This is a genomic window from Vibrio lamellibrachiae (assembly GCF_050337265.1).
Lineage (GTDB): Bacteria > Pseudomonadota > Gammaproteobacteria > Enterobacterales > Vibrionaceae > Vibrio > Vibrio kyushuensis.
On the sequence record NZ_JAKJSU010000008.1, the window covers coordinates 77,358 to 101,267 of the forward strand.

15 protein-coding genes are annotated in these 23,910 nt (G+C 43.5%); 3 read left to right on the forward strand and 12 right to left on the reverse strand.

Annotated features, from left to right (window positions below):
• Positions 1-3: 3 nt before the first annotated feature.
• From L4C54_RS13640 to hemL, 12 genes are all read right to left on the reverse strand, one after another.
• Positions 4-1,917, reverse strand: coding sequence for a beta-N-acetylhexosaminidase (locus L4C54_RS13640; protein WP_428808628.1), 1,914 nt, complete (start codon positions 1,915-1,917; stop codon positions 4-6).
• A gap of 10 nt (positions 1,918-1,927) precedes the next feature.
• The gene (locus L4C54_RS13645; RefSeq protein ID WP_428808629.1) at positions 1,928-2,803 is read right to left on the reverse strand and encodes a glucosamine kinase nucleotide-binding domain-containing protein; all 876 of its coding nucleotides are present in this window, start codon (positions 2,801-2,803) and stop codon (positions 1,928-1,930) included.
• A 2-nt stretch (positions 2,804-2,805) separates the two neighbouring features.
• Positions 2,806-4,530, reverse strand: coding sequence for a glycoside hydrolase family 9 protein (locus L4C54_RS13650; protein ID WP_428808630.1), 1,725 nt, complete (start codon positions 4,528-4,530; stop codon positions 2,806-2,808).
• 112 nt (positions 4,531-4,642) lie between these two features.
• Positions 4,643-5,638 carry an ABC transporter ATP-binding protein gene (locus tag L4C54_RS13655; protein WP_428801131.1) on the reverse strand — a complete coding sequence of 332 codons (996 nt, stop codon included), beginning with the start codon at positions 5,636-5,638 and terminating at the stop codon, positions 4,643-4,645.
• Between the two features lie 42 nt (positions 5,639-5,680).
• Entirely contained in the window at positions 5,681-6,664 is a 984-nt protein-coding gene (locus L4C54_RS13660) for an ABC transporter ATP-binding protein (protein WP_428801130.1), read from the reverse strand.
• Position 6,665: 1 nt separating this feature from the next.
• The gene (locus L4C54_RS13665) at positions 6,666-7,691 is read right to left on the reverse strand and encodes an ABC transporter permease (RefSeq protein WP_428808631.1); all 1,026 of its coding nucleotides are present in this window, start codon (positions 7,689-7,691) and stop codon (positions 6,666-6,668) included.
• A 2-nt stretch (positions 7,692-7,693) separates the two neighbouring features.
• Complete coding sequence (locus L4C54_RS13670) at positions 7,694-8,680, reverse strand: ABC transporter permease (RefSeq protein WP_428801128.1); 987 nt, start codon at positions 8,678-8,680, stop codon at positions 7,694-7,696.
• A gap of 169 nt (positions 8,681-8,849) precedes the next feature.
• Positions 8,850-10,532: an ABC transporter substrate-binding protein gene (locus L4C54_RS13675; protein ID WP_428801127.1), complete on the reverse strand. Its 1,683-nt coding sequence runs from the start codon at positions 10,530-10,532 to the stop codon at positions 8,850-8,852.
• Positions 10,533-11,449: 917 nt separating this feature from the next.
• Positions 11,450-14,836: a response regulator gene (locus L4C54_RS13680; protein ID WP_428808632.1), complete on the reverse strand. Its 3,387-nt coding sequence runs from the start codon at positions 14,834-14,836 to the stop codon at positions 11,450-11,452.
• Between the two features lie 212 nt (positions 14,837-15,048).
• The gene (gene rsmC / locus L4C54_RS13685) at positions 15,049-16,074 is read right to left on the reverse strand and encodes a 16S rRNA (guanine(1207)-N(2))-methyltransferase RsmC (protein ID WP_428808633.1); all 1,026 of its coding nucleotides are present in this window, start codon (positions 16,072-16,074) and stop codon (positions 15,049-15,051) included.
• Positions 16,075-16,172: 98 nt separating this feature from the next.
• Positions 16,173-17,258, reverse strand: coding sequence for an AI-2E family transporter (locus tag L4C54_RS13690; RefSeq protein WP_428801124.1), 1,086 nt, complete (start codon positions 17,256-17,258; stop codon positions 16,173-16,175).
• A 324-nt stretch (positions 17,259-17,582) separates the two neighbouring features.
• Positions 17,583-18,875 (reverse strand): glutamate-1-semialdehyde 2,1-aminomutase, encoded by a 1,293-nt coding sequence (gene hemL / locus L4C54_RS13695; protein WP_428808634.1) that lies wholly within the window; start codon positions 18,873-18,875, stop codon positions 17,583-17,585.
• 279 nt (positions 18,876-19,154) lie between these two features.
• Here hemL and erpA point away from each other — a divergent pair, with 279 nt between their 5' ends.
• The 3 genes from erpA (at position 19,155) to L4C54_RS13710 (ending at position 23,829) form a co-directional block, all read left to right on the forward strand.
• Positions 19,155-19,496, forward strand: coding sequence for an iron-sulfur cluster insertion protein ErpA (gene erpA / locus L4C54_RS13700; protein ID WP_248007507.1), 342 nt, complete (start codon positions 19,155-19,157; stop codon positions 19,494-19,496).
• Between the two features lie 98 nt (positions 19,497-19,594).
• Positions 19,595-20,692 carry an efflux RND transporter periplasmic adaptor subunit gene (locus L4C54_RS13705; protein ID WP_428808635.1) on the forward strand — a complete coding sequence of 366 codons (1,098 nt, stop codon included), beginning with the start codon at positions 19,595-19,597 and terminating at the stop codon, positions 20,690-20,692.
• A gap of 8 nt (positions 20,693-20,700) precedes the next feature.
• Positions 20,701-23,829 (forward strand): efflux RND transporter permease subunit, encoded by a 3,129-nt coding sequence (locus L4C54_RS13710; RefSeq protein WP_428808636.1) that lies wholly within the window; start codon positions 20,701-20,703, stop codon positions 23,827-23,829.
• Positions 23,830-23,910 lie beyond the last annotated feature (81 nt).

Here is a 23,910-nt window from a genome sequence, read left to right on the forward strand (position 1 = left end):
GTCTTATTTCCACGGTGAACGGTATTGAATATCCTGCTTATCTAGCAGGGGTAAATGACCCTTCAATCGTGCTAAATAGTCTGTCCAATCTCGTTGGGGTTTGTTGGTCCAACACGCTTCCGCCATCGCTGTGATACGAGGGAAAACCATGTAGTCCATGCGCTCTTGATGGGTAATAATTTCGCACCATAAAGCACATTGAACACCAAGAATGCGTTTCTTTATCGGATCGCCATCAGAGATATCGGCTAGAGGTTCATAGCGATATGCTTGCTCTAATGGCAGTACATTGGCCCAGTCGACGCCTGGTTCTTCGGGAGCATAATCTTGTGCCATGTCCAGATAGGTGTATTGACCGGGTTGTAAAATGACATCAAAGCCCTGCTTAGCACATTTCAGTGCGGCATCTTCACTAAGCCACGAGTAAATAACGGTATCTTTACTGACTTTGTCACCATGCTGAGCTTCTTCCCACCCGACCATGCGTTTTCCTAGAGTGCGAAGCTTTTTCTCAGCAAAACGAAGTAGGTGGCCCTGAAGCTCTTTAGTATCGCTATAACCTTGCTCTTTCATTAACGCTTGGCAATTGGCGCTTTTTTCCCATACGCCTTTGGGTACTTCATCGGCCCCTATATGAACCCATGGAGCAGGGAATAGCTGTGCAACTTCTTCAAGCACTTTGCCTAAAAACTCATAAGTGCCTTCTAACGCTGGGGATAGCACGTTGTCGGTATAGTTTTGAATACTGCGATACTCAGAGTGATCGTTAGGATCAACCAGTAATTCTGGTAGAGCTTTAATTGCTGCTCTGCAGTGACCGGGAACGTCGATCTCTGGAATGATAGTGATGCCACGTTGATCAGCAAATGCAACGATCTCTTTGATCTCATCTTGGCTGTAAAAACCAGAATAGGGTTGATCAATATGGCTAAATTGTGGCGCTAAAGTTGATTCGATAGATCGATGAGAGCCAACGGTTGTCAGTTGTGGAAATGCCTTAATTTCAATACGCCACCCTTCATCATCGGTAAGATGCCAGTGGAAGGTATTGAACTTGTAGTAAGCAAGTTGATTGATCAGACGTTTAACTCGTTCCACTGGGTGAAAGTGACGCGAACAGTCAAGCATCATGCCGCGGTACTTATATCGTGGCGCATCTGAAATTTTTACAAAAGGTGCTGTGAGCTGATTTTTATCTTCACTCTGTTTTAGAAGTTGAATAAAAGAGGCACTAGCGTGAACAAAACCTGATGCGGAATTAGCTTCTAGGCAGACACCATTTTGATTAATGGTTAGTTGATACTCACTTTCATCGAGTATTGGACTAGTACGATAACGAATGTCCCCTTTGCCAATAGAGTGCATCTCAATATTAAATAGGGCATTGAGCTCTAACTGTAACCAATTAGCTGCACCTTCAGCACGGTTTGATTGCAGTGTTATTTGGCTTTTATCACTCAATACGTAATAACCAGACGAAGTCTCTAGCTTTAAAGGCTTAGGAATAATTGCGATATCAGCCGCTTCAACCACAGGAAGCTCTGTTCTATGTCGATGAGGCGAGGCAAGAGCTATCGGAGTGATGGCAATAGTATGGTGTTGATCCGTCGTAGTATTAATGAGAACTGCATCTTTTAATCCATCGGTGTAGAAGCGTAATGGCGCGGTGTTAATGCTAAATTCACAGTAAAAGTGTGCATTTGCTTTAAGTGTTTGGTTATTAGAGGTTAAAACGCAGTAACTGCCCGTTTGATTCAATACAGCATTAGATAGGCTATCGGGCTGAATAAACCGATCCATAATAAAATTAAATGACCAATTATTGATGTCTTGATCACTTAGGTTATGTAACGTCAGTCCAAATCGGCAAAACTGTTTTTGCTCGGAAAGTACTGCTAAATCTACTCGATAGCTCATTTAAGATTCCTCAGTACAAATTTTGCTTGGTGTCGCCAGCAAACATTAATGCGCCTTCAATCGCATCAAATTGAGGCTCAACAATCCACTGTTGAACAGGGGGAGACAACCAAGCGGTGATACGTTGTGCAATGCTGCCCATTAGGCAAATTCGGTCTGCTCCTTTCTTATTCAACGCAACTAAAAACATCTCTATATCGGCAGCAGTCTGCTTGAGCATTTCAATAGCAAGATCGTCACCTTCATTGGCCAGCTGGAAGATGGTCGGAGAAAATTGACCATAATCTTTTGGAATAGCAGTTTTAGACCATTCAACAATTTGATCGACATCGTTGTTGAAGTGTTCCATAACATGCTTAGATAAGGCAGAGTCAGGGCGAATGCCATCTTGAGTGAGTAGCACTTGTTGAATGAGCCTTAAGCCCATGACTGCGCCACCACCTTGATCTGAAATTGGGAATTCACGGCCGCCAACCACATGCTGCTGTCCGTTTTTTAGCAAAATACCACAAGATCCGGTTCCGCCGATCATGATTGCGCCGTCTTTGCCATTATGAGCACCCACACATGCGCCATAAGCGTCGGTATTGAGTGTCATGCTTGCAAATGGATGAGGCTGGGCCATGAAGTCTACCCATGCCGATTTTTGCTCAGCCCCTGCAAGAGCAAGCCCTATATGCATTGACGTGTAATCGCTGCTGCTTAGCCCGCCTTGTTGAGCGGCCGAGTCAATAGCGTTCATAATAGAGGACATCGCAACATCAACCCCTAACAGGATATTGGCACTACCACTTTTGGCTTCACCAATAAACTGGCCGTCTTGAGTGCGAATACGTGCTCGGCACGAAGTGCCACCACCATCAATACCAACGTAATAAAGCGTCATAATTATTTCTCTCCCGCGTTCGAAACAAAATGCTTGTATTGGTTAATGATGGCGAGCAAGTACCACGCACCGTGTGGGATCCATTGTTCACCCCAACGCCAGTTCTGTAGCATGTCATCCTTTTGGCCGTCAGGATTGAAGGCGATGTCTTGTTCGTTATCAAAGCCAGCGGTAATGCCGTTACAGACCCCCCCTTTGGCATTGAAAAAGCCTAGATTAGGCAGGTAATCAGGGTTGTTGTGGCCGTGGCCATCAAGCATGCACATGTCGTATGGATTCAGGCCTAGAATCCAGTTAATAGAATTCTGTGCATAGTGATTAAGTTGTTGTTTAAGAGCGCTATCGTCAAGGTGTTCTTGAGCGATAAATGCCATGCTCGCGAGTGAGCCTAATCGAGCATTTTCACCTTGCCACCAGTAGCCAGATTCATTGTTCTGAGCAACGAAGAAGGCGTCGCGTTTATCACCATCAACAGACTTAACGTACTGGCGAGGATAGCCAAATGGGTTGGCTACTTTTGTACTAATTGAAAGCTCAAACTGACAAGCTGCTTCAATTACTTGTTTGACCTGATTGATGACATCTTTATCTGTTTCGATTTGCAAATGCTCACACAAAGCAATAACGGGTAACCCGGCTTCTGCTGCGTGAAAGTAAGGTCTAGATGCATCTGCATTGGCTGACCAGAAGTGTTCGTTGTTGTTGTCTGAGTGCTGTCTAGCGATTAGGCGTTTTGCCCAAGCTCTTGACTCAATTAAATACTTTTCACTGTTGGTTGTACGGAAAAGCTCAATGGCAGCAAGCAGAGCGCAGTACTCATCAATAATATTCTCTTCACCATCATTGAGGTATTGAGTATTCAACTCATTTAGATGCCAGTAGCCTGCTTCTGCTGCTTTTAGGTAATCCGCTTGAGTGTATTCACCATGCTCTTCTAAGCGAGCTGCAGAGGCCAGTGCGGCAATAGAAACCCCGCCGCCTTGGCGAAAGCCTGCCTGATAGTCTTCACTTTTGTGCCCGTCTTGAGTTTCGTAGGCACAAATATCACGCTGTTTGATGTCTTTGCTCCACTTGTCAAAGACCGTCATGTAAAAAAATCCCTCAGAGTTTTGCATCCGAACTAAAAAGTCAGCACCAAACAAAGCCTCTTCCTTAAGGCGAGTGCGAGAAAATGGAGCAAAACCTGAGTGATTCTCTAAAAGTGTTAACCCTTTCAACATGTTCCATACCACCATCGGTATTTGTTGAGGGTTTAAGTAGTTGGCATAAGAGAGGTGACTTAAGTATTTACTTACGTCTCCAGAAGCATCGTACCAGCCGCCATGCACGTCGGCAGTGACATTTGTGCCTAGCAGCGGTACTTGCTTGTCTTGTTGATCATAAATTCCACCACAACGCTGAGATTTGAAGTAATGCAATACGTCAGAGAACGTACGCTGCATGAGTAGACCTTCAGAGACTTCAAATGTCTCTGAACGGATATCTTCAAATGTAATGTAGTAGTGCCCGGAAGTAACTAATTGAGAAAAGTCGACAGTATAAAAATGGCCTTGATGCCACTGTGCACAGCTTTGCCCTTCACTTACGGTAAGAGATAGAACAACTTGATGATCACCTGCACGTACAAGAGTGGCGCTCATCGAAGAGAGCGTTTCAGCCTTCGTCATGATGATTGCTTGTTTAGCACCCTGTACTTCATAACCGATATGGTTAGTGAGTAATTGCATCAAAAATCTCCGAATTAATTATGATTATTATGGGGTTTAAATTAGAGCCCAATGAACTCATTAGGCTCTAGGTTGTGCGTTATAAATCCAATGAGTAGCTAGGATTCAATGATTACGATTCAAATAAGTAACAGCGTACAAAGTGATTGTCAGAAAGCTGTGTCACATCCGGTAGACGCTCAGTACATTTTGATGTTGCGTGAGTACAGCGGCCTGAAAATGGGCAACCAACAGAAGCTGGAGTCCATAATGGAATCTCGCCTTTGTTGCCGTCTAGCTTGGTATGGATCGACTTACTTGGATCGGGTACTGCTGAAATAAGCAGCTTAGTGTATGGGTGCTGTGGGTTAGCGATGACTTCATCTGTGTCGCCCCATTCAACCATGTGACCGACATACATCACGGAGATATCTTCAGCGATGTAACGCGCTGTTGCGATATCGTGAGTGATGTAAAGAAGTGACATCTGCTTTTCAAACTTCATCTCTTCCATAAGGTTTAAAACACCAGCACGAATAGAAACATCAAGCATTGATGTTGGCTCATCGGCTAGAACAACTTCAGCACCTACAGCGATATTACGTGCAAGGTTGACACGCTGACGCTGACCACCAGAAAGCTGATGTGGGAATTTAGCTGCAGTCTCTTTTGGTGGAATCAAACCTACCTGTTCAAGAAGGCTGTGAACTCGCTCTTCCAACTCTTTCTTATTACCCGGCGTTACTTTTTTATGGATAAGCAGCGGACGAGCAATATGATGGAAAATATTGTGTGTTGGATTTAACGAGCCGAACGGGTCTTGCCAAACCATCTGCACACCTTCGCGGTAGTGCATAAGATCTTTTCTAGACGAGATATCTTGAATGTCGCGACCTTTGTATTCGATCACACCATCTGTCGGTGCATACATTTTTGCGATCATTTTTGCGGTAGTTGATTTACCAGAACCTGATTCACCAACAACGGCCAATCCGCGACCTTTGTACATTTTGAAAGAAACGTCGTTAATCGCACGCATCTTTGACTGTTTTATGGAGTTACTGTTTAGAGGGAAGTCTTTTACGACGTTCTTCCCTTCAATTAGTAATTCACCGTATTGTTTGCTCATAATTGTCTCCAGAATCTTTTTTATTGTTTTATCTCTAACTACTTAAGCTTTGGCTTGAGCAATAGGCTCACCGTATAGGTGACAATTTGATAAACGATTAGGCTCTATTTGACGTAAAGTTGTCGGTATCTTCGTGCATGCCTCATGGACACGGTCGCAACGTGCTTGGAAGCGACAACCTTGTGGAATTTCCAATAGGTTCAATGGGCTACCTGGAATACCTGTCAATTTTGTTTTAGGGCCGATTAATGGAGGGAACGAGCTAGACAACCCCTTAGTGTAAGGATGGTAAGGGCTGGTCAGTATCTCTTTTGAAGGAGCTACTTCAATAAGTTCACCTGAATACATGATGCCGATACGGTCTGAGAACTCGACCATTAACGAGATATCATGAGTAATGAACAAAATAGAGAAACCAAACTCATCTTTTAGTGCATAAATCTTTTGTAGAATTTCACGTTGAACAACAACATCAAGTGCCGTTGTTGGTTCATCCATGATGATCATCTTCGGGTTTAGTGCTAGTGCAATCGCAATAACTAAACGTTGACGCATGCCACCAGAGAATTGGTGAGGGTAGTCATTCAGACGACTTGGGTGAATATCAACGATTTCTAGTAAACCTTCAGCGCGTAGCTTTGCTTGTTCACGAGTCATATTGGTATGACGCATGATCACATCGCAAAACTGCTCTTCCATTGTTAGTACAGGGTTAAGCGCGTTCATTGCACTTTGGAACACCATCGACATCTGGCTCCAACGGAATGATTGCATTTGCTCATCGCTGTATTTCAGGATGTCTTCACCGTTGAAGATAACTTCACCACCGGTGATGAATGCTGGCGGCTTATGCAGGCGCATCAATGAGAATGCAACGGTTGATTTACCACAACCAGATTCACCTGCTAAACCGAAGACTTCTCCAGGCGCTAAGTCAAAGCTAACATTGTTACAAGCACGGACATCACCGGCTTCAGTAATGTAGTCTACGCAAAGGTTGCGGACCGAAATTAGTGGTTCAGTCATATTATTTATCTCCGCTCCAAAGTGCGTTTTGTGGTGGAAGTTCTGGTTTACGCTCTTCTTGGTCTTGCTTCGCAAGTTTTTTCCAACGCTTCATGCCTTTGTGTGAACGTAACTGAGGGTTAGCAATTTCATCAACAGCGAAGTTCAGTAGTGCCAGACCTGTTACCAGTAGCGTTATCGCGATACATGGAGCAAGTAGTTCCCACCATGCGCCGATTAGCATTGATGATGACGTTTGAACGTTGTAGAGCATGATGCCCCAGCTGATGGTGTTTGAATCGCCAAGACCTAGGAATGACAGTGTTGCTTCCATCATGATGGCGTACATAACTGAGCCTATGAAGCTTGCACCTACAATTGAAACTAGGTTAGGTAGAATCTCTACAAAGATGATTCGGAAAGATGACTCACCTAAAACTTCAGCCGCTTTGACGAACTCTTTTTCACGTAGTGCTAGTGTTTGGGAGCGAACAACCCTTGCGCCCCAAGCCCAGGACATAAAGCCGATCACCAGGGTTATCGTTAATGGCCCTGCTTCACCGATAAAGGCCGCTACTACAAAGAGCAGTGGGTATTGTGGAATAACCAGCATGATGTTCATGGCAGCGGTCAGAATGTCATCAACCCGTCCACCAAAGTAACCGGCTGAAACACCGATAACCGTTGCTAAGAAACATACAGTGATACCCGCGCCAAAACCTACCGCTAGAGAAACACGTGCTCCGTATACAACCTGAGACCAAACATCACGGCCCATACGTGAAGTACCTAATACGTGGTCGGCTTTCTTCGACATAATTAGCGTACGACGGTCTGTTGCCAAGTTTTCCGCAACCCAACCATCAGGGCTCGCTTTTGCAGCTTTTACAACAAAGCTAGGGTATTCATGTGGATTACCAGTACGCTTATCTGGAGCATGCTTAGTAATAAGAGGAGCCGCTAGTGCGATGAATATAAACGTACTTAGGATTATGACCCCAGTTAGCGCCATTGGATTGCGCCAAATTAGTTTTGCAAATTCTTTCATGATTATTTACCACCCTTACGTAGGCGAGGGTCTAGAACAACGTATAGCATGTCGGCCACTAAGTTAAAGAACAGCATAAATAGCGTCATGATAAGTAGTTGACCTTGAAGTACTTGGTAGTCACGAGCGTTAATTGCATTAAACAGTACGCTACCAAGGCCTGGATAGTTGAATATGATTTCGATAATGAGCTGACCACCGATTGCCATACCAAGAGACATCGATAACGCCGTGACACTTGGTAGTAGTGCATTTCGTGCTGCGTAGTTAAAGACAACGCGGTTTTCGGTTAGGCCCTTACCTTTTGCCATGGTGATGTAGTCTTCGGCAAGAAGGTTGATCATGTTGTTACGCATGTTGACAAGGAAACCACCAATTTGAACGACAGAGGCACAAAGTAGAGGTAAGAATGCGTGATAAGCGACATCTTTAATAAAGGTCCAGCTTGTCCAGTCAGGAAGAGTCCCTGCCGTGTAAGCGTAGCCTGTCGGGAACCATTTGAGTCCAATTGCGAAAGTAAACAGTGCAATCATCGCAATAACAACCTGAGGAACAGCTTGAAGAATTAGCATTCCCGGGGTTACAAAAGCGTCGTATTTACTACCACGCTTCCAGGCTGCAAAGATGCCTAGAATTGAACCTAATGAGAAAGATAAAACAACCGCAGTACCAGCTAGGAACAGTGACCAACCAAATGCACCACCTAGAAGTGTATTTACTGATAACGGGTAGAACTGAATTGAAGTACCAAGTTCCCAGCTAAGAATGTTTTTCATGTAGGCAAAGTACTGCATCCAAATAGGACCATCTACAAAACCTAATAGCTGTTTCATCGCTTCAATACGCTCTGGTGTTACTTGAACCGAAGCATTAGCGAACATCATGGTAACGGGATCACCCGGCATAGCGCGGGGGATGATGAAATTAAGTGTAGCTGCAACTAACAGCGCAATAAAATAAAATGACAAACGTCTAAAAAAATAACCCATAACTCACACCTTACTCACCCAGATTGTTTCCCTGTTTCTGGATTCAGGTCGCTCCTAGCGAAAATTTAGAGCGAAAAATCCCCTGACGACTAGCGCCATACTGTTTAATACAGAGTGGGGATTTTAATAGGCGACGCACTGGATGTACGTCGCTAGAAATGAACTTCTATTACTTAACTGGTTTTAGGTCCAGTACGTGTAGTAGACGCTCAGGGATGCCAGCCCAAATGTTTGGACGACCTTTCGAGTTTTCTTCGTTCCACCAGCCAGTAAAGCGAGTTGTATTGTATTGGTACATGTAAGCACCAGACAGTACAGGAATCGTTACTTGGTCAGCAGCAATGATTTGCTGGATACCGTGAGCGATAGCAAGCTGCTCGTTCTTATCAGCTGTTTTGTAGAAGCTGTTTAGTAGGTTATCTAGCTCAGTGTTTTTGTAGTAGTGCATCGCGAAACGTGGCATACCTTCACCGTCTTGCAACGCTGAGTTATACGCACTGTTCCAGTAAAGGTATGGATCAGCACCGTGGAAGTAGTTTGTATAAGCTACATCGTAAGTACCTTCAAGCATAGCTTGGTTGTACACTGAGAAATCAGGTGTACGAGCACGTGCTTTGATACCAACTTCTGTTAACTGCTCTACTGCAAGTTGAACTGTGTTGTTAAAATCGGTCCAACCGTTTGGTGATTGGATAGATAGCTCAAAGCTTTTACCTGATGGAGTGTCAACAAAGCCATCATTGTTTACATCTTTAAAGCCAGCTTTAGCTAGAAGCTCTTTAGCACCTTCAGCGTTGTATGTATTGAAACCTTGATATTTTTTGTGTGTCTTTTCATCAGACCAAGCTTCGAACGTATAGCCCATGCCCGATGCGAAATCATTCACAGTACCGCCGCCGTAGAATGCGATATCAATGATTGTTTGACGGTCAAGTGCCATAGAGAATGCGCGACGGAACTCAACGTTGTTTAGAGCTTCGTTTTTCGCTGCGTCTGGGTTCTTAAAGTTAACTACAAACGCTTGAGTACCTGCAGGCGGGTACCAGTAGTGGTGCTCTTCGCTTGCTGCTGCGTATGTGCGGTCAATATCAGGAATGAATGATGAACTCCAATCCATTTCACTATTGATAACTTTACCAAGGAATTGGTCGTTATTCGCAATTTGTGGAACACGTAGACAGTCAACATCTAGGTTATCAGCATCCCAGTAGTTCGGGTTTGCACACTGAACGTATAGTTGTGGAGTAAAGGTATCTACAACAGTAAATGGACCAGAACCTACAGGGTTTTCGTTAGTGAACGTTGATGGCTCTTTAACATCTTTCCATACGTGCTCAGGAACAACTGGAACCTTAACGATTTCGTAAGGTACGTTTGAGTTCGCTTCGCTTAAACGGAATTTAACTTTATGGTCAGAAAGTTTTTCTACACCAGTAATCCAAGCATTGATACCACTTTGGTCAAGCTCAGGTTTCTCTTTAACTAGGTTGAATGAGAAAACAACGTCATCTGCGCTGAATGCTTCGCCATCAGACCATTTAACACCTTTACGGATGTCAAAAGTAACGCTCATTAGGTCGTCAGACATTTCAAAGCCTGTCGCTAAACGGAATACAGGAGTGTTACCGTGCATTTCGTTAAATACAACTAGTGGTTCGTACATGAAGTCTGTAGTTGTATGTAGGTTAGTCGCACCTAAGTATGGGTTAAAGTTACGTACAAACGTCGTAAACTCTTTTGGGTGAACTGTTAGTTCACTACGCTCAGCAGCAGTTGCTACTGATGCAAAACCCGTTGTCGCAGTTGCAATAATTGCAGTTGCTAGTACTGTTTTTTTTATATTGGCAAGCATAGCTGTTCCTTACTATTTGCTTTCGTTTCACTTATGGAAGGAATGTTATCAATTGATTAACACTCTCTAAGACCTACCTCTTTTCATCATTTATTAATCGGAGGAATCAATAAATAGGAGTGGCCTGTAGGCCTTAGGCACACTAAGAAAACACCGTAACGACAAAATTAGCAATTACGATTCCCGTCAAAAACGTTAAAACCACCTATGTTCTCGTTATAAACGTCAAAAGCGTGCTAATAAAACAATAACAGCATGTTTTTTGCTCAGTGCGTCATGTCTCATTTTAACGTAATTCCTAGTCTTTCGTAAGTGCTTACTAACTTGCTGATCTTCTGGTTTTATGGTCTGTGGAGTTTTTAGGGTATAGTGAGATCAAGTTCACTAGTGTGTTGTTACGTCAAATTTCCCGTGCAAAATTATTCTGACGATTTGTTGTGATAAAGTTCGCAAACTGAATTGATATTTGAATTTTGGCGTGAAAGTTTCATGGATTTGTACAAGTTTTCGTGTGGATGTAGGTGATATTTACCACGTATATGTGGCTTAATTTATGCAGTAAAAGAACGATAGCGAGCGTATAATTTCTGCCTAGTGAAAGAGCGTTGCTTGTCACGAGGTATGAAAGATTAAATGATCATGGTTCCAATTTTTCTCCCCATTAAATCGCCTTAGCGCTTCGTTGCATTACTTAAAACTGCCACTAGTTTGAGATATCAATTAATCCAGACAAAAGCCAAATAGACAAACCTTGTTAGCAGTAGGAGATCGACTCTCTGTGCTGGCTTATAACCCTAGATGACTTTGAAAGGGCTGCAGGGTAGGTATCGAGAACTAATCGAAGTCACGGCGCTCGTACACTCAAAAAAAGACCTGCAAAGATGCAGGCCTAGATAGAGTTATTGGGTGATTATTGATTAGCTTGTAAGTAGATGCTGAAGCTTATCTCTCAATGCGATGATGTGAGTTCGCTCAGGGCCTTGCTCTTGGCAGTGTTCAAGGATGTATTCAATAGAACTCAGTACAGTTCGCCATCTTGGTGTTTTAGGCAGTGTCTCTTTACGAAGGTATTTGTCCAAAGTTCTTGTCTGTAAGGTGCTTCTGTCGAGATAAACACGCCACAAACCACTTTGCTCTGCAAATGCGAACTTACTTTGCCCTGTCACTCGCTCCCAATAATCAATGGCATTGGTCATCGTTTCGACTAAGACTTCTCTCATTACTTCTTGCTTCGATTTATTTTCACCACCAACACGGTCGGCAATTCTGGTAAATTCGCCACCTAACTCTTTTAACTGTTGAAGTTTTTCCTTATCACCTTCAAACGCATAGCTAGATAGTGCTTCAATCGCTGTTTCAAGGTTGCCAATTCTAGCGGCGTTGACGCTTCCTCCTACGTTAAAGATGTACATCGCTTTTAGTCCTGATTCTTCAGGTAATTTAAGGATGTCTGTTGAAATATTTTGGCGAATATCTTCAACGTAGATATCAATGTTACCGCAGTAATGTTCGAGTTCTACCGTGAGGTATTTTGGCGCAATCATCTCATCGGCATTAGAACGCTTTAACTGTTCAGGGCTGCGTCTAAATAGCTTTGATGCCGCTTCATTGGCAAAGCGGACTTTATTATCATCACGCACACACACGATTGCTTCAGGAGCTGATTCTAGTTGCTCTAGCAAACGCCCTTGTGTTTCAAGTAAGCTGGCTTCGACCATTGCGCGTCGTTTCAACTCTATCTGTAGTTGAGAGTTCTCTATGCGACGCTTTTCCGCTTGGCTTGCTGATAAGTGTGCGGTAATTCGAGCGGCTAACTCTTGTTTGTTGAATGGTTTCGATAGATAGTCATTTGCCCCAGCGTCAAAGCCTCGAACTCGGTCATCTGTTTGGTTAAGTGCGGTTAACATGATGATAGGCAGAGCAGAATGGTCGTACTGTTCGCGTAATTTTTCACAAACGCTGTAGCCTGAAAGCCCGGGCATCATAATATCGAGAAGTAGAAGTTCCGGTTTCTCTTTTTCTACTTGCTCGAGAGTATCATTACCATCTTTAGCTGTTCTTACTCGGTAACCTTCCATACGCAAGAAACTGTCGAGAATACGTAAATTAACGGGTTCATCGTCAGCAACAAGAAGAAGCGGACCTTGTGGATTCTCTGGCAAACTACTTTGATCTGGAAGCACTACTTCGTTGAGATCAGGTACATGGAAGTGGTTTGTCTCTCCAAAACCAGCGGCCTCAATCTCACTGCCTAAAGCAAGTGGAAGCGTAAAGCTAAAGGTTGTTCCAACCATTGGCTGGCTGCTTACGTATAGAGAGCCATGCATAAGTTCTATCAGTTGGCGACTAATTGATAACCCAAGCCCTGTACCTTGACGATAACGACTAGAGTCACTACCTGCTTGAATGAGTGGTTCAAATATATGTTCAAGTTGATCGGCGGGGATCCCTTGGCCGGTATCAACCACTTGTACGCGAAGGTTATCATCGACCACATTGGCAGAAATAACGATCTTACCTTCTGAGGTGTACTTAATGGCATTACCAATAAGGTTGTAAAGTACCTGCTCTAAACGTTGAGGATCTGCTGATACCCATAGCATTTCGTCAGGGACTTGATTGATGATCCGAATCGGCTTGTTACCAAGAAGGTGATTAGACAGCTCAAGAACTAAACGTGTTGCACTTGATAAGTCGACAGCGCAGCATTGAATATCAAGGTTGCCGTAACGCATCTTATGGTAGTCAAGTAAGTCATCAACCAAGGTAGCAAGACGCTGACCACTACTAATAATGATATTTAACTGATATTTATGATCGGCCGTGATCGGGCCGTTTGCACCAGAGACCAAAGACTCAGCAATGCCGACCATACCGTGCAATGGCGTTCTAAGCTCGTGAGAGGTTGTTGCTAGGAATTCATCTTTGAGTTTATTGGCTAAGTGAAGCTCTTCGTTTTGCTTCTGGATTAAATTCAGGTTGCTTTCAAGCTCTTTATTCTGCGACTTGATCAGTTTCATTTTCTCACGAATAGAACGCTGCATTCGCTCAAAACTTACTGCCAATCGCCCAATTTCATCCTTACGTTCGGTATTGATCATCGTCTCATCAAGATCTCCCGCAGAAACCTTTTCAGCCGCCCAAGTCAGCTTTAACAAAGGGGACGTGATGAAGTTGGATAAGTAGTGAGAGGCGATCACAACCAGAACCAGTGCAGTAAACATAGCGATGACAAACAGTTTCTCTAACTGTCTTACACGTGCAAAGGCTTCTTTTTCTGGGACCTCTACAACCATTGCCCAATTTATGCCCTTAAATGAAATAGGTGCATACGCGGCGATATTTTGCTCATCTTCAGTGTTGGTATAGGTACCGACAGCACTAAGCCCTTTAAGCGCGAGATCAATGACTTCAATGCTGGTGTCGATCTCTTCTTGTTGAAAGGCCATTGAACGACTTTGATGATCTTCACCGACCAACAATGTTCTCATTGAAGAGGTTTTATTGATATCAGCGATGAGCTTTGTGATGCCATTGTTTGGTAGGCGGAACATCGCATAACTATGTAGATAGCCTTGCTGAATAATGGGAGCACCTAGCCATGCAACGGGTTTTCCATCAGATGAAGAAAAATCGGAAATAATGACCGGAGTAAAATCTGGATTTTTTGAGTGTTTCTCTTTTACAAGGCTTTTGAGCTTTTGAAAGCTCTCACCTAAGTTTTTATCTTTGTACTTACCACTGACCAAGTTAGTCCCGTAGTAATCATTTTTAAAAATCGAATAGGTTACGTTGCCGGTACGATCGACTAATAAAATATCGTCAAAGTCGGAACGTTTTAATAGCTCTTGATAGGCCCAGTGATACCGCTTGTGGAGTAATCGATATCGTTCGCTACCAATATATGCGCTTGATTGAGGAAGAATGGAGGTTCGAATCTGATCACCAGATCCTTCAATGTAGCGTTGCTGGGCATGTTCGCGGGCTTGTTCTATATCGAGACCTAAATTTTGGAATGCATTGACCAGACCATAAAATCGGCCGCCACTGGCGTAGGCAAGTTCTGAACGAACAAAGCCCATAACTTCAGACTCTTTCGCATATAGATAGTCGATAACTTGTTGCTGCTTTGTATCACGAACAGAGGTAACGTGAGAGGTGCTCTGTTCTTGTAAGTCTTTACTGTGGGAATGGAGAAAAAACAGCGCTACGACTGTTAAGGGAGTAATACTCAAGACTAGAAACGCCAACATTAACGTATTCTGTAGGCGTTTGAATTTCTGTTTACGATAAAACCTGAACATAATAAAAGGTGACTTTCCCTGAGGCAGAGTGATGATTCTAATAATCATCGAGCAAAGTAAAACCGTTAAAATGACAAAATTAACGAGTTTTTTTACTTTGACAAGTAAGTCACTACTAATTCGTGTTCAAAGGCGCATAAAAGCGCCAATATGCGTTGAGTTGAGGTTGTTTTAACCGTTTGTAGGCTGAGCTTTGTCGGTTTTAACGAAAGCTATGCTTTATGTGCTGAATAGATAGCGAACTTGCTGGTCTTATTTAGCGTCTCGCAATTACTAAATGCTTGCTGAATAATCGGGATATATTTGAGAAAACTATTGGCAACGATAAACAGTTGTCCTCGAGGTTTAAGCTTCTTTGGTGCATCAGCGAGTAAGGTCTCTGTCGCGCTATAGCTAGTATCTAACCCTGAGTGAAAAGGAGGGTTGCTGATAATAAACTGATAATCGTTGGCGCAGTCAGAATAGACATCGGTCGCAAACACATGGCCCGAAAGCCCGTTTGCAATGAGCGTTTGCTGAGTGGATGCAACAGCTAAGGCGCTGATATCGCACATCTCAAGCTTAATATCAGGATTTAGGCTTGCCATTACAGCGCCAAGAACTCCAGCCCCGCAGCCAAAATCGAGTACTTTTCCTCTAAGTGTTGGCAACGTGTCTAGCAACAACTTACTGCCAATATCAAACTCACCATGACTGAACACGCCGGGTAGGCTCTTAATGATAAGGTCTTGATCGTTATAACTGACTTGGTAAGTTTTGAACCATTCATTTAAGACAAACGGTGCTGGTTGCTCAACGCATTGGCCCCAGTAAAAAGAGCAGCGTCTTGCTGAGTCGAATTTAGTGATTGGACCGTAAGGCTTAAACATCTTTTCGATGCTTCTAACCCCGGAACGATTTTCACCTACCACGATGATCTCTGTCTCTTTACCTAACTTGCTCATGAGCATTGAAAGTAGGTAATCAGCTTCGGCTTTCGCTTTAGGCCAGTAAAGCAAAATCATGTCTGCTTGAGTTTGCTCTGTTAGCTCAGCACCGAAATAGCAATTCACTTGAGCATGAGGCTTTACTTGTCTGTAGTAGCCATAGTTAGTGGTGTAAATCGATACTGATTCACAGTGTTCAACCAATTCAAGAGGAAAAAGATCCTCAGCTTCACCAGCAACAAGAACGTGCTTTCCTTCAAAGTAGGCGAGTTGACGTTGGGCAATTTGACTAGGGGCAGTATAAGCAGACATGGTTGAATTCAGTAGTAGGTCAAGTGAGGGCTGATTTTCTCATAATCTGCCCTCTGCTAGAAGTGTTTATCCTGTGTCGTCGCTATTTAGTGTTACGACTAACTATTATCTTGTTTGGTCAGAAAGCCTTTAAAATCTTCTTCATAGATAGTAAACAAGACGATGGTGATAGCGAATATAAGTGGACCATAAATAAGACCAATTAAACCAAACAGTTGAATGCCACCTAGCAGTGAGAAGAAGATCATTAAGGTATTCATCCCTGCGCTACCTTGCATTAATAGTGGTCGTAAAATATTGTCAATTGACCCTACAACAGCAATGCTCCAAATCGCTAGGAAGATTGCCCAGTTCACTTCACCAACTAAATAAAGGTAGATTGTGGCAGGTATCCAGATCAATGCGGTGCCGACGACAGGGATAAATGAAGCAAACCCCATCATCGTTCCCCAGAATAGACCTGGGAATCCTGCTAACCACATACCGATACCACCGGCAAAACCTTGTGCGATGGCCGTAAGAAATGAACCCATCACTGCCGATTTTGATACTTGCTCAATCTCAGTTAACAGGCGATCTTCTTGGCTACGAGAGAGTGGCAATATATGGCGAACAGCACCAATGATCTTGTCGTGGTCACGAAGCAAAAAGAACAGCACAAACAGCATTAAGAAGAAATCCATTAAGAAATGCGTAGCATCGCCTAAGATCTTGGCACTAATCGCAACAAGGTTTGAGCCAAGAGACGTGGCAAGTTGACCGACCTTAGAAGCAATCTCTTGAGGCTTTATTTCGTCAAATGGTAAGTAGGTATTAGCGAACGCCAGTGCTTTAACAACGAGTGGATGTTCAAGTAAGGTATTGATACCGCCATGAGTGACCCACTGATAAGTACTTTGGGAAAAAGTCGATCCTTGCTGAACAATAGCCGCAAAGACGACAAGCAGGGGCAGCACAATAATAAAGGTTAAGATGACACAAGAGAGCAGAGACACTGTGTTTCTGTGCTTAGGAAGTTTCTTTTCAAGCCACTCATGGATGGGAAACATAAGTAGTGAAATAATAAACGCCATTACAATTGAGTTAACATAAGGTTCAATAAGTAAATAGCAGGCATAAGCGGATGCGATTAATGCGGCGATTAACACCCAATGACTGGAGTTTATTTTGATTTTATCGTTCACAGGGTAGCCTATCTCTGTATGTGTATAGAAACATAATGACCGTAAAACAAAATGTTATCAACGGAAGCGAAGTAAGATATTACAAAGCCATCTGTCATTAATGAGGAAAAACGAATGGGATGCTGCAATAAATATGAGAGTGGTCAATGTGGCCAGCGTAAATCAGCGCTGAAAAAGAGACTTCCCATTAGCTGGTTTAAACTGACACTATTTATATTGCTCGTGCTAGTCGTTGTAAATTGGCAATAAAAAAGCGGGCCTATTTCAGCTCGCTTTAACTAACAAGTATCAACCCATATTAGAATGGGCGATAACGCTATCTATTTATGCTTCTTGAGCAATCAGTGCAAAACAGCGATCCGCTGCTTCTAGTGTTGCTTCAAGCTCTTTTGAGCCATGAGCCAATGAAAGAAAGCTAGCTTCAAAAGCTGAAGGTGCAAGGTAAACACCGTGCTGAATCATCAGGTGGAAGAAGCGTTTAAAGCGTTCTACATCGCACTTAGTCACATCTTCATAGCAAGTTACTGTCCCTTGTTCTGTAAAGAAGAAGCCAAACATGCCGCCGACTTGGTTAACCACCAGTGGAATGCCGTGTTTGTCAGCCAAAGATTTGAAACCATCCGCAATGTATTTTGTTTTGTTTGCAAGACGCTTTTCGTTGCCTTCTTCTTTTAGCAAGTTAAGACACGCAAGACCTGCAGCCATTGCTACAGGGTTACCTGATAGGGTGCCTGCTTGATACACTGGACCAGTAGGAGCAATGTGTTGCATCACTTCTTTAGAACCACCAAAAGCACCGACTGGCATTCCGCCACCGATAACTTTACCAAGAGTCGTTAGATCTGGTTTGATGTTGTAGTGCGCTTGAGCACCACCTAAAGCGACGCGAAATCCTGTCATGACTTCATCAAAAATAAGCAGTGCGCCTTCTTGATCACAAATCTCACGTAGACCTTCGTGAAAGCCTTCAACCGGTGGAATACAGTTCATGTTGCCAGCGACAGGCTCAACGATGATACATGCGATCTCACCTTTATTGGCTGCAAATAGCTCACGGACTGAATCAAGGTTATTAAAGGTTGCTGTTAGCGTGTGCTTAGCAAAATCTTCAGGAACACCAGGAGAGCTTGGCTGACCAAGCGTTAGAGCGCCAGAGCCTGCTTTAACTAATAGGCTATCTGCGTGGCCGTGGTAACAGCCTTCAAACTTAAGGATTTTGTCACGATTGGTATAACCACGAGCAAGGCGAATTGCACTCATGGTTGCTTCAGTACCAGAGCTCACCATACGAAGTTGTTCCATAGAAGGGACAAGCTCAGAGACAAGCTCCGCCATGTTGATTTCTGTTTCTGTTGGTGCGCCAAAGCTTAAACCGCGTTGAGCTGCATCGATTACTGCTTCACGAATAACGCCGTGATTGTGGCCTAGAATCATTGGTCCCCAAGAGCCAACATAATCAATGTACGCTTTGCCATCAGCATCAAAAATCAAAGGACCATCTGCTCTTTCTACAAAAATTGGAGAGCCACCAACACCGTTGAAAGCGCGAACAGGAGAGTTAACTCCTCCTGGGATAGTTTTCTGGGCTTTTTGATAGAGTTCTGCTGATTTGGTCATCGGTACATCCTCGTTTGATTATTAGGACCAAGTTGCTTCGCATTGTACCGATCCGATTAGGAACTAGAAATCTTTTGCTGCGTTTTCTGCTCTTTTTCACATCTTCATCGTTAATTACGGGTATAAATTTATGGAAAAGTCGATTCAAGGCTAGGAATACTTGAACGAAAAAGTCAGGTATTAGATAATCGAGTCATTATTAAAAAAGATACACCCATTCGTTATTTGATTAACACATAATGATGCGAGCGGGGATTACACGAAGTAAGAGAGGTCGTCGTGAGCGAAGTAAATGTACCATTGTCTTTTTCTGATGCAGCAGCAACGCGTGTACAGACATTGATTTCAGAAGAAGAAAATCCAGCACTTAAACTGCGCGTTTATATTACCGGCGGTGGTTGTAGTGGTTTCCAATATGGCTTTACGTTTGATGAAAATGTAAATGATGGCGATACAACGATCGTAAATAGTGGTGTAACTTTGGTGGTTGACCCAATGAGCTTACAGTACTTAGTTGGTGGTGTTGTGGATTATACAGAGGGGCTAGAAGGTGCGCGCTTCTTTATCGATAATCCGAACGCAACAACAACGTGTGGTTGTGGAGCATCGTTTAGCGTTTAGATATTTACGTAATAAAACATGATGATGCAGTTAGGTATTTGATCTAACTGCAACCCGCGAATGAGGATGTATTGCGGGTAATACAAAAAGGATGTTATATGCCCAGCTTCCCCATCGCTCGATTCTTTTCGCAGCGCCCATGGCTTGTATCTTTAATTCTAGTTCTACTATTAACGACTTGGCTTGGTTTAGGTTCACTCAACGCAGAAGAGAGTAAACCCACTGATTCAAAGCCTGCAATTCCTTTAGCTAAAGTGGTCTACCAAACCTTTATTGCCGAACAAACTCCAAGAAGAATTGATCTTTACGGTCGAACCGCGCCGGATAAACAAGCCCAAATTGGTGCAGAGATAGCGGGAAAGATAGACAAGTTAGTGGTACGCAAAGGCAGCTCTGTTAAAAAAGGGCAGGTAATAGCATCCATCGATAAAGGCGACTTAGCCATTCAACTTCAACGTGCTCAAGCGATGCTAAAAGTACGTAAAAAAGAGTTTGATGCTGCTCAGTCTTTGAAAAAGAAAGGTCTACAAGGCGAGGTTGCTTATGCGACAGCCGAAGCCTCTTTAGTTGAAGCGAAAGCAATGGTCAGTAACGTCAAAGTGGCGCTTGATAATACTCAGGTTACCGCGCCGTTTTCCGGCATTGTTGAGCACCTCTTCATTGAAAAAGGTGATTTTGTAGGAATTGGCGATCCTGTTGCCAAAGTTATCGACCTTAATCGTTTGGTTATTGAAGCTGATGTAAGTGAGCGTCATATTCAAAAACTCATTGCGAAACAGACAGCTCAGATTCGCTTTATCAATGGCGCAACCGTTGAAGGTCAGCTTCGCTATATCTCTCGTGTATCGTCAACGTCGACTAACACCTTTCCCATTGAAATTGAAATTGCTAACCCTGATCAAAAAATCCCAGCTGGTATTAGCGCTGAAGTAGAGCTGACACTCGATGAGAAACTAGCGATAAAAGTGACACCAGCAATGTTAGCACTCGATGAAGTTGGCAACCTTGGTGTTAAAACGTTGACTAACGACATCGTTCAATTTGTTCCGATACAGTTAGTGAAAGCAGAGCAAGATGGGGTTTGGCTATCTGGCCTTGGTGATGAAGTGAAGATCATTACCGTTGGACAAGGCTTTGTTCGAGATGGTGACTCAGTTGAAGCTGTCGAGTTCTTACCGACAGAACAGCAGCTTTAGGAGCGATTATGTACTCATTAATTGATGCTGCATTGTCTCGTACACGGACAATGATCAGCTTGCTGATCCTCATTTTAATCGCCGGGGCTGGTACTTACATTACGATTCCTAAAGAGTCGAGCCCTGATATTACCATCCCGATTATCTATGTTTCGATTGGTCACCAAGGTATCTCTCCGTCAGATGCTGAGCGCCTATTAGTTCGACCTGTTGAGCAAGAACTACGTGCTATTGAAGGCGTAAAAGAGATGACCTCTACTGCCTCTGAAGGTCACGGTTCGGTCACTCTAGAGTTTAATGTTGGTGCCGATCTAACCAAAGCAATGGCGGACGTTCGTGATGCGGTCGATCTTGCCAAGCCTAAGTTACCTGCTGAGAGTGATGAGCCAACGGTCAACGAGGTGACTCTGGCGTCAGAAGAGCCTGCGCTGTCTGTGGTGCTTTATGGCACTGTACCTGAGCGTACCATTGTACAAATTAGCCGTCAGATACGAGACAAACTTGAAAGCTACCGACAGGTATTAGAAGTTGATATCGCGGGTGATCGTGATGACATTGTCGAGATTATTGTCGATCCACTGCTAATGGAAAGCTATGGTCTTGATCAAGGGGATATTTACAACTTAATAGCACTGAATAACAAGGTAGTAGCAGCAGGGTTTGTTGATACTGGCTATGGCCGTTTCTCGGTTAAAGTGCCTTCCGTTTTTGATTCGCTGAAAGATGTGCTTGAGCTACCAGTCAAAGTAGATGGCAAACAAGTCATTACCTTTGGTGATGTAGCGACAGTTAGACGAGCGTTTAGAGATCCAGAAAGCTACGCCCGTTTGGATGGTAAATCAGCGGTTGTCATGGACGTTAAAAAGCGCGCTGGTGAAAACATTATTGATACCGTTGAATTAGTAAAAACGGTCTTAGCTGAAGCGCAAAAACGTCCAGAGTGGCCAAATAATCTCTTGGTGAAATACACTTGGGATCAGTCAAAAGACGTTAAGTTGATGCTTAATGATCTGCAAAATAATATTCTTTCAGCCATCATCTTGGTTGTTATAGTCATCATCGCAATTTTAGGTGTTCGTACCGCCTTATTGGTGGGCATATCCATCCCGGGTTCATTCCTTACTGGCTTGTTGGTTCTGTCGCTCTTCGGGTTAACTATCAACATTGTGGTACTGTTCTCGCTGATCATGGCGGTGGGTATGCTGGTGGATGGCGCGATTGTCGTGACCGAGTTTGCTGATAGGCGAATGCAAGAGGGGACACCAAGAAGGCAAGCCTACCGAGACGCTGCAAAACGAATGTCATGGCCGATTATTGCGTCGACAGCCACAACACTCGCCGCGTTCGCACCACTACTGTTCTGGCCTGATATTACAGGCGAGTTTATGAAGTACCTTCCACTGACTCTAATCGCCACACTATCCGCTTCACTGGTAATGGCGCTTCTGTTTGTTCCAGTACTTGGTGGATTGATTGGTAAGCCACAAAATGTCACAACGGCAAGCCGTAGTCGAATGGTGGCACTGCATGATGGTGACTTTGATAAAGCCGAAGGGTTTACCAAGCTTTATTACAACACATTAGCGATCGCGATTAAGCATCCACTTAAAATCTTGCTCGGTGCGATTATTTTATCCATCAGTGTTGGCTTCACTTACTCTAAAGCCGGGTTAGGGGCTGAGTTCTTCCCTGAAGTTGATCCGCCATTTTTTACTGTAAAAGTACGTTCATTTGGTGATCTCTCGATTAATGAAAAAGATGTCATCATGCGTGAAATCGAAACCGTTATGCTGGGTCATGATGAGTTCGAAAGTGTCTACACCAAGACAGGCGGTACAGAAGAGATTGGTCAGATTCAAATTACTCCTGTTGAGTGGCAGCACCGTCGCCGCGTCAAAGATATTATTGAAGATCTTAAACTCACCACTGATAAGTTTGCAGGTGTTGAGATTGAATATAAATTCCCAGACGCAGGGCCGCCAGTTGCACATGATCTAGTGATAGAGATGTCGGCTAGAATACCGGATCAACTTGATGACGCTGCTAAGATAGTTCGTCACTGGGCTGATAATAATCCTGCCTTTACCAATATTAGTGATACCTCTAGTAAAGAGGGCATTGATTGGCGAATTGATATCAGACGTGATGATGCTTCTCGCTTTGCGGCAGACGCGACATTAGTCGGTAATACGGTTCAGTTTGTGACAAATGGTCTTAAAATTGGTGATTACTTACCGGATGACGCAAACGAAGAAGTAGATATTCTGGTTCGATATCCTGAAGAGAAACGTGATATTGGGCGATTCGATCAGTTGCGGGTTAAGACAGCGGCTGGACTCGTTCCCATCACAAACTTTGCTCAAATTGTTCCTGACCATAAGCAAGATACAATTCGTCGTATAGATGGTAATCGTGTTATCAATATAATGGCGGACATTGGTGAAGGTTATAACCTTGCGCTTGAGTTGCCAAAAATCCAACAGGCAATCAATGAACTTGGGCTACCAAGTGGGGTTGAGTTTAAGATTCGCGGACAGAACGAAGAGCAAGAGAACTCCTCGGCATTCTTACAAAATGCTTTTCTTGTTGCATTAGCTGTTATGGCGCTAATTTTAGTGACTCAGTTTAATAGCTTTTACCAAGCGTTTTTAATCTTAAGTGCCGTGCTGTTTTCAACAGTGGGTGTTTTTGCTGGTCTGCTAATCTTCCAAAAACCATTTGGTATTGTGATGTCGGGAATTGGTGTGATTGCGCTTGCTGGTATTGTTGTGAACAACAACATCGTACTGATTGATACCTTTAACCAACTTGTTCGACGCGGTTTAAGCCGTCAAGAAGCGATTCTAAGAACGGGTGTACAACGTCTACGTCCAGTTATGCTGACAACGGTAACAACGATCTTAGGTCTGATGCCGATGGTCTTAGAGATGAATGTCGACTTGATTAATCAGAAGGTAGAGTTTGGCGCACCAAGTACTCAGTGGTGGTCACAACTGGCGACAGCAATAGCGGGCGGACTCGCATTTGCAACGGTACTGACCTTGGTATTAACACCTTGCCTATTGATGTTAAGTAAAAAGCATAAGCTTGAGGGAAATGACCAAAAACCGATTGAGGTAACTGAAGCAAGCAACTAATGCTTAGAGTATATTTAGCGATAAAAATGCCCATCACGTGATGGGCATTTTTGTATGGATAACGCGCTGTAATTTAACTTT

Bases quoted from the DNA above. Each gene is read 5' to 3' on its own strand.
- L4C54_RS13640 (WP_428808628.1), bottom strand. From the start codon at position 1,917: ATGAGCTATCGAGTAGATTTAGCAGTACTTTCCGAGCAAAAACAGTTT.
- L4C54_RS13645 (WP_428808629.1), bottom strand. From the start codon at position 2,803: ATGACGCTTTATTACGTTGGTATTGATGGTGGTGGCACTTCGTGCCGA.
- L4C54_RS13650 (WP_428808630.1), bottom strand. From the start codon at position 4,530: ATGCAATTACTCACTAACCATATCGGTTATGAAGTACAGGGTGCTAAA.
- L4C54_RS13655 (WP_428801131.1), bottom strand. From the start codon at position 5,638: ATGAGCAAACAATACGGTGAATTACTAATTGAAGGGAAGAACGTCGTA.
- L4C54_RS13660 (WP_428801130.1), bottom strand. From the start codon at position 6,664: ATGACTGAACCACTAATTTCGGTCCGCAACCTTTGCGTAGACTACATT.
- L4C54_RS13665 (WP_428808631.1), bottom strand. From the start codon at position 7,691: ATGAAAGAATTTGCAAAACTAATTTGGCGCAATCCAATGGCGCTAACT.
- L4C54_RS13670 (WP_428801128.1), bottom strand. From the start codon at position 8,680: ATGGGTTATTTTTTTAGACGTTTGTCATTTTATTTTATTGCGCTGTTA.
- L4C54_RS13675 (WP_428801127.1), bottom strand. From the start codon at position 10,532: ATGCTTGCCAATATAAAAAAAACAGTACTAGCAACTGCAATTATTGCA.
- L4C54_RS13680 (WP_428808632.1), bottom strand. From the start codon at position 14,836: ATGTTCAGGTTTTATCGTAAACAGAAATTCAAACGCCTACAGAATACG.
- rsmC (WP_428808633.1), bottom strand. From the start codon at position 16,074: ATGTCTGCTTATACTGCCCCTAGTCAAATTGCCCAACGTCAACTCGCC.
- hemL (WP_428808634.1), bottom strand. From the start codon at position 18,875: ATGACCAAATCAGCAGAACTCTATCAAAAAGCCCAGAAAACTATCCCA.
- L4C54_RS13705 (WP_428808635.1), top strand. From the start codon at position 19,595: ATGCCCAGCTTCCCCATCGCTCGATTCTTTTCGCAGCGCCCATGGCTT.
- L4C54_RS13710 (WP_428808636.1), top strand. From the start codon at position 20,701: ATGTACTCATTAATTGATGCTGCATTGTCTCGTACACGGACAATGATC.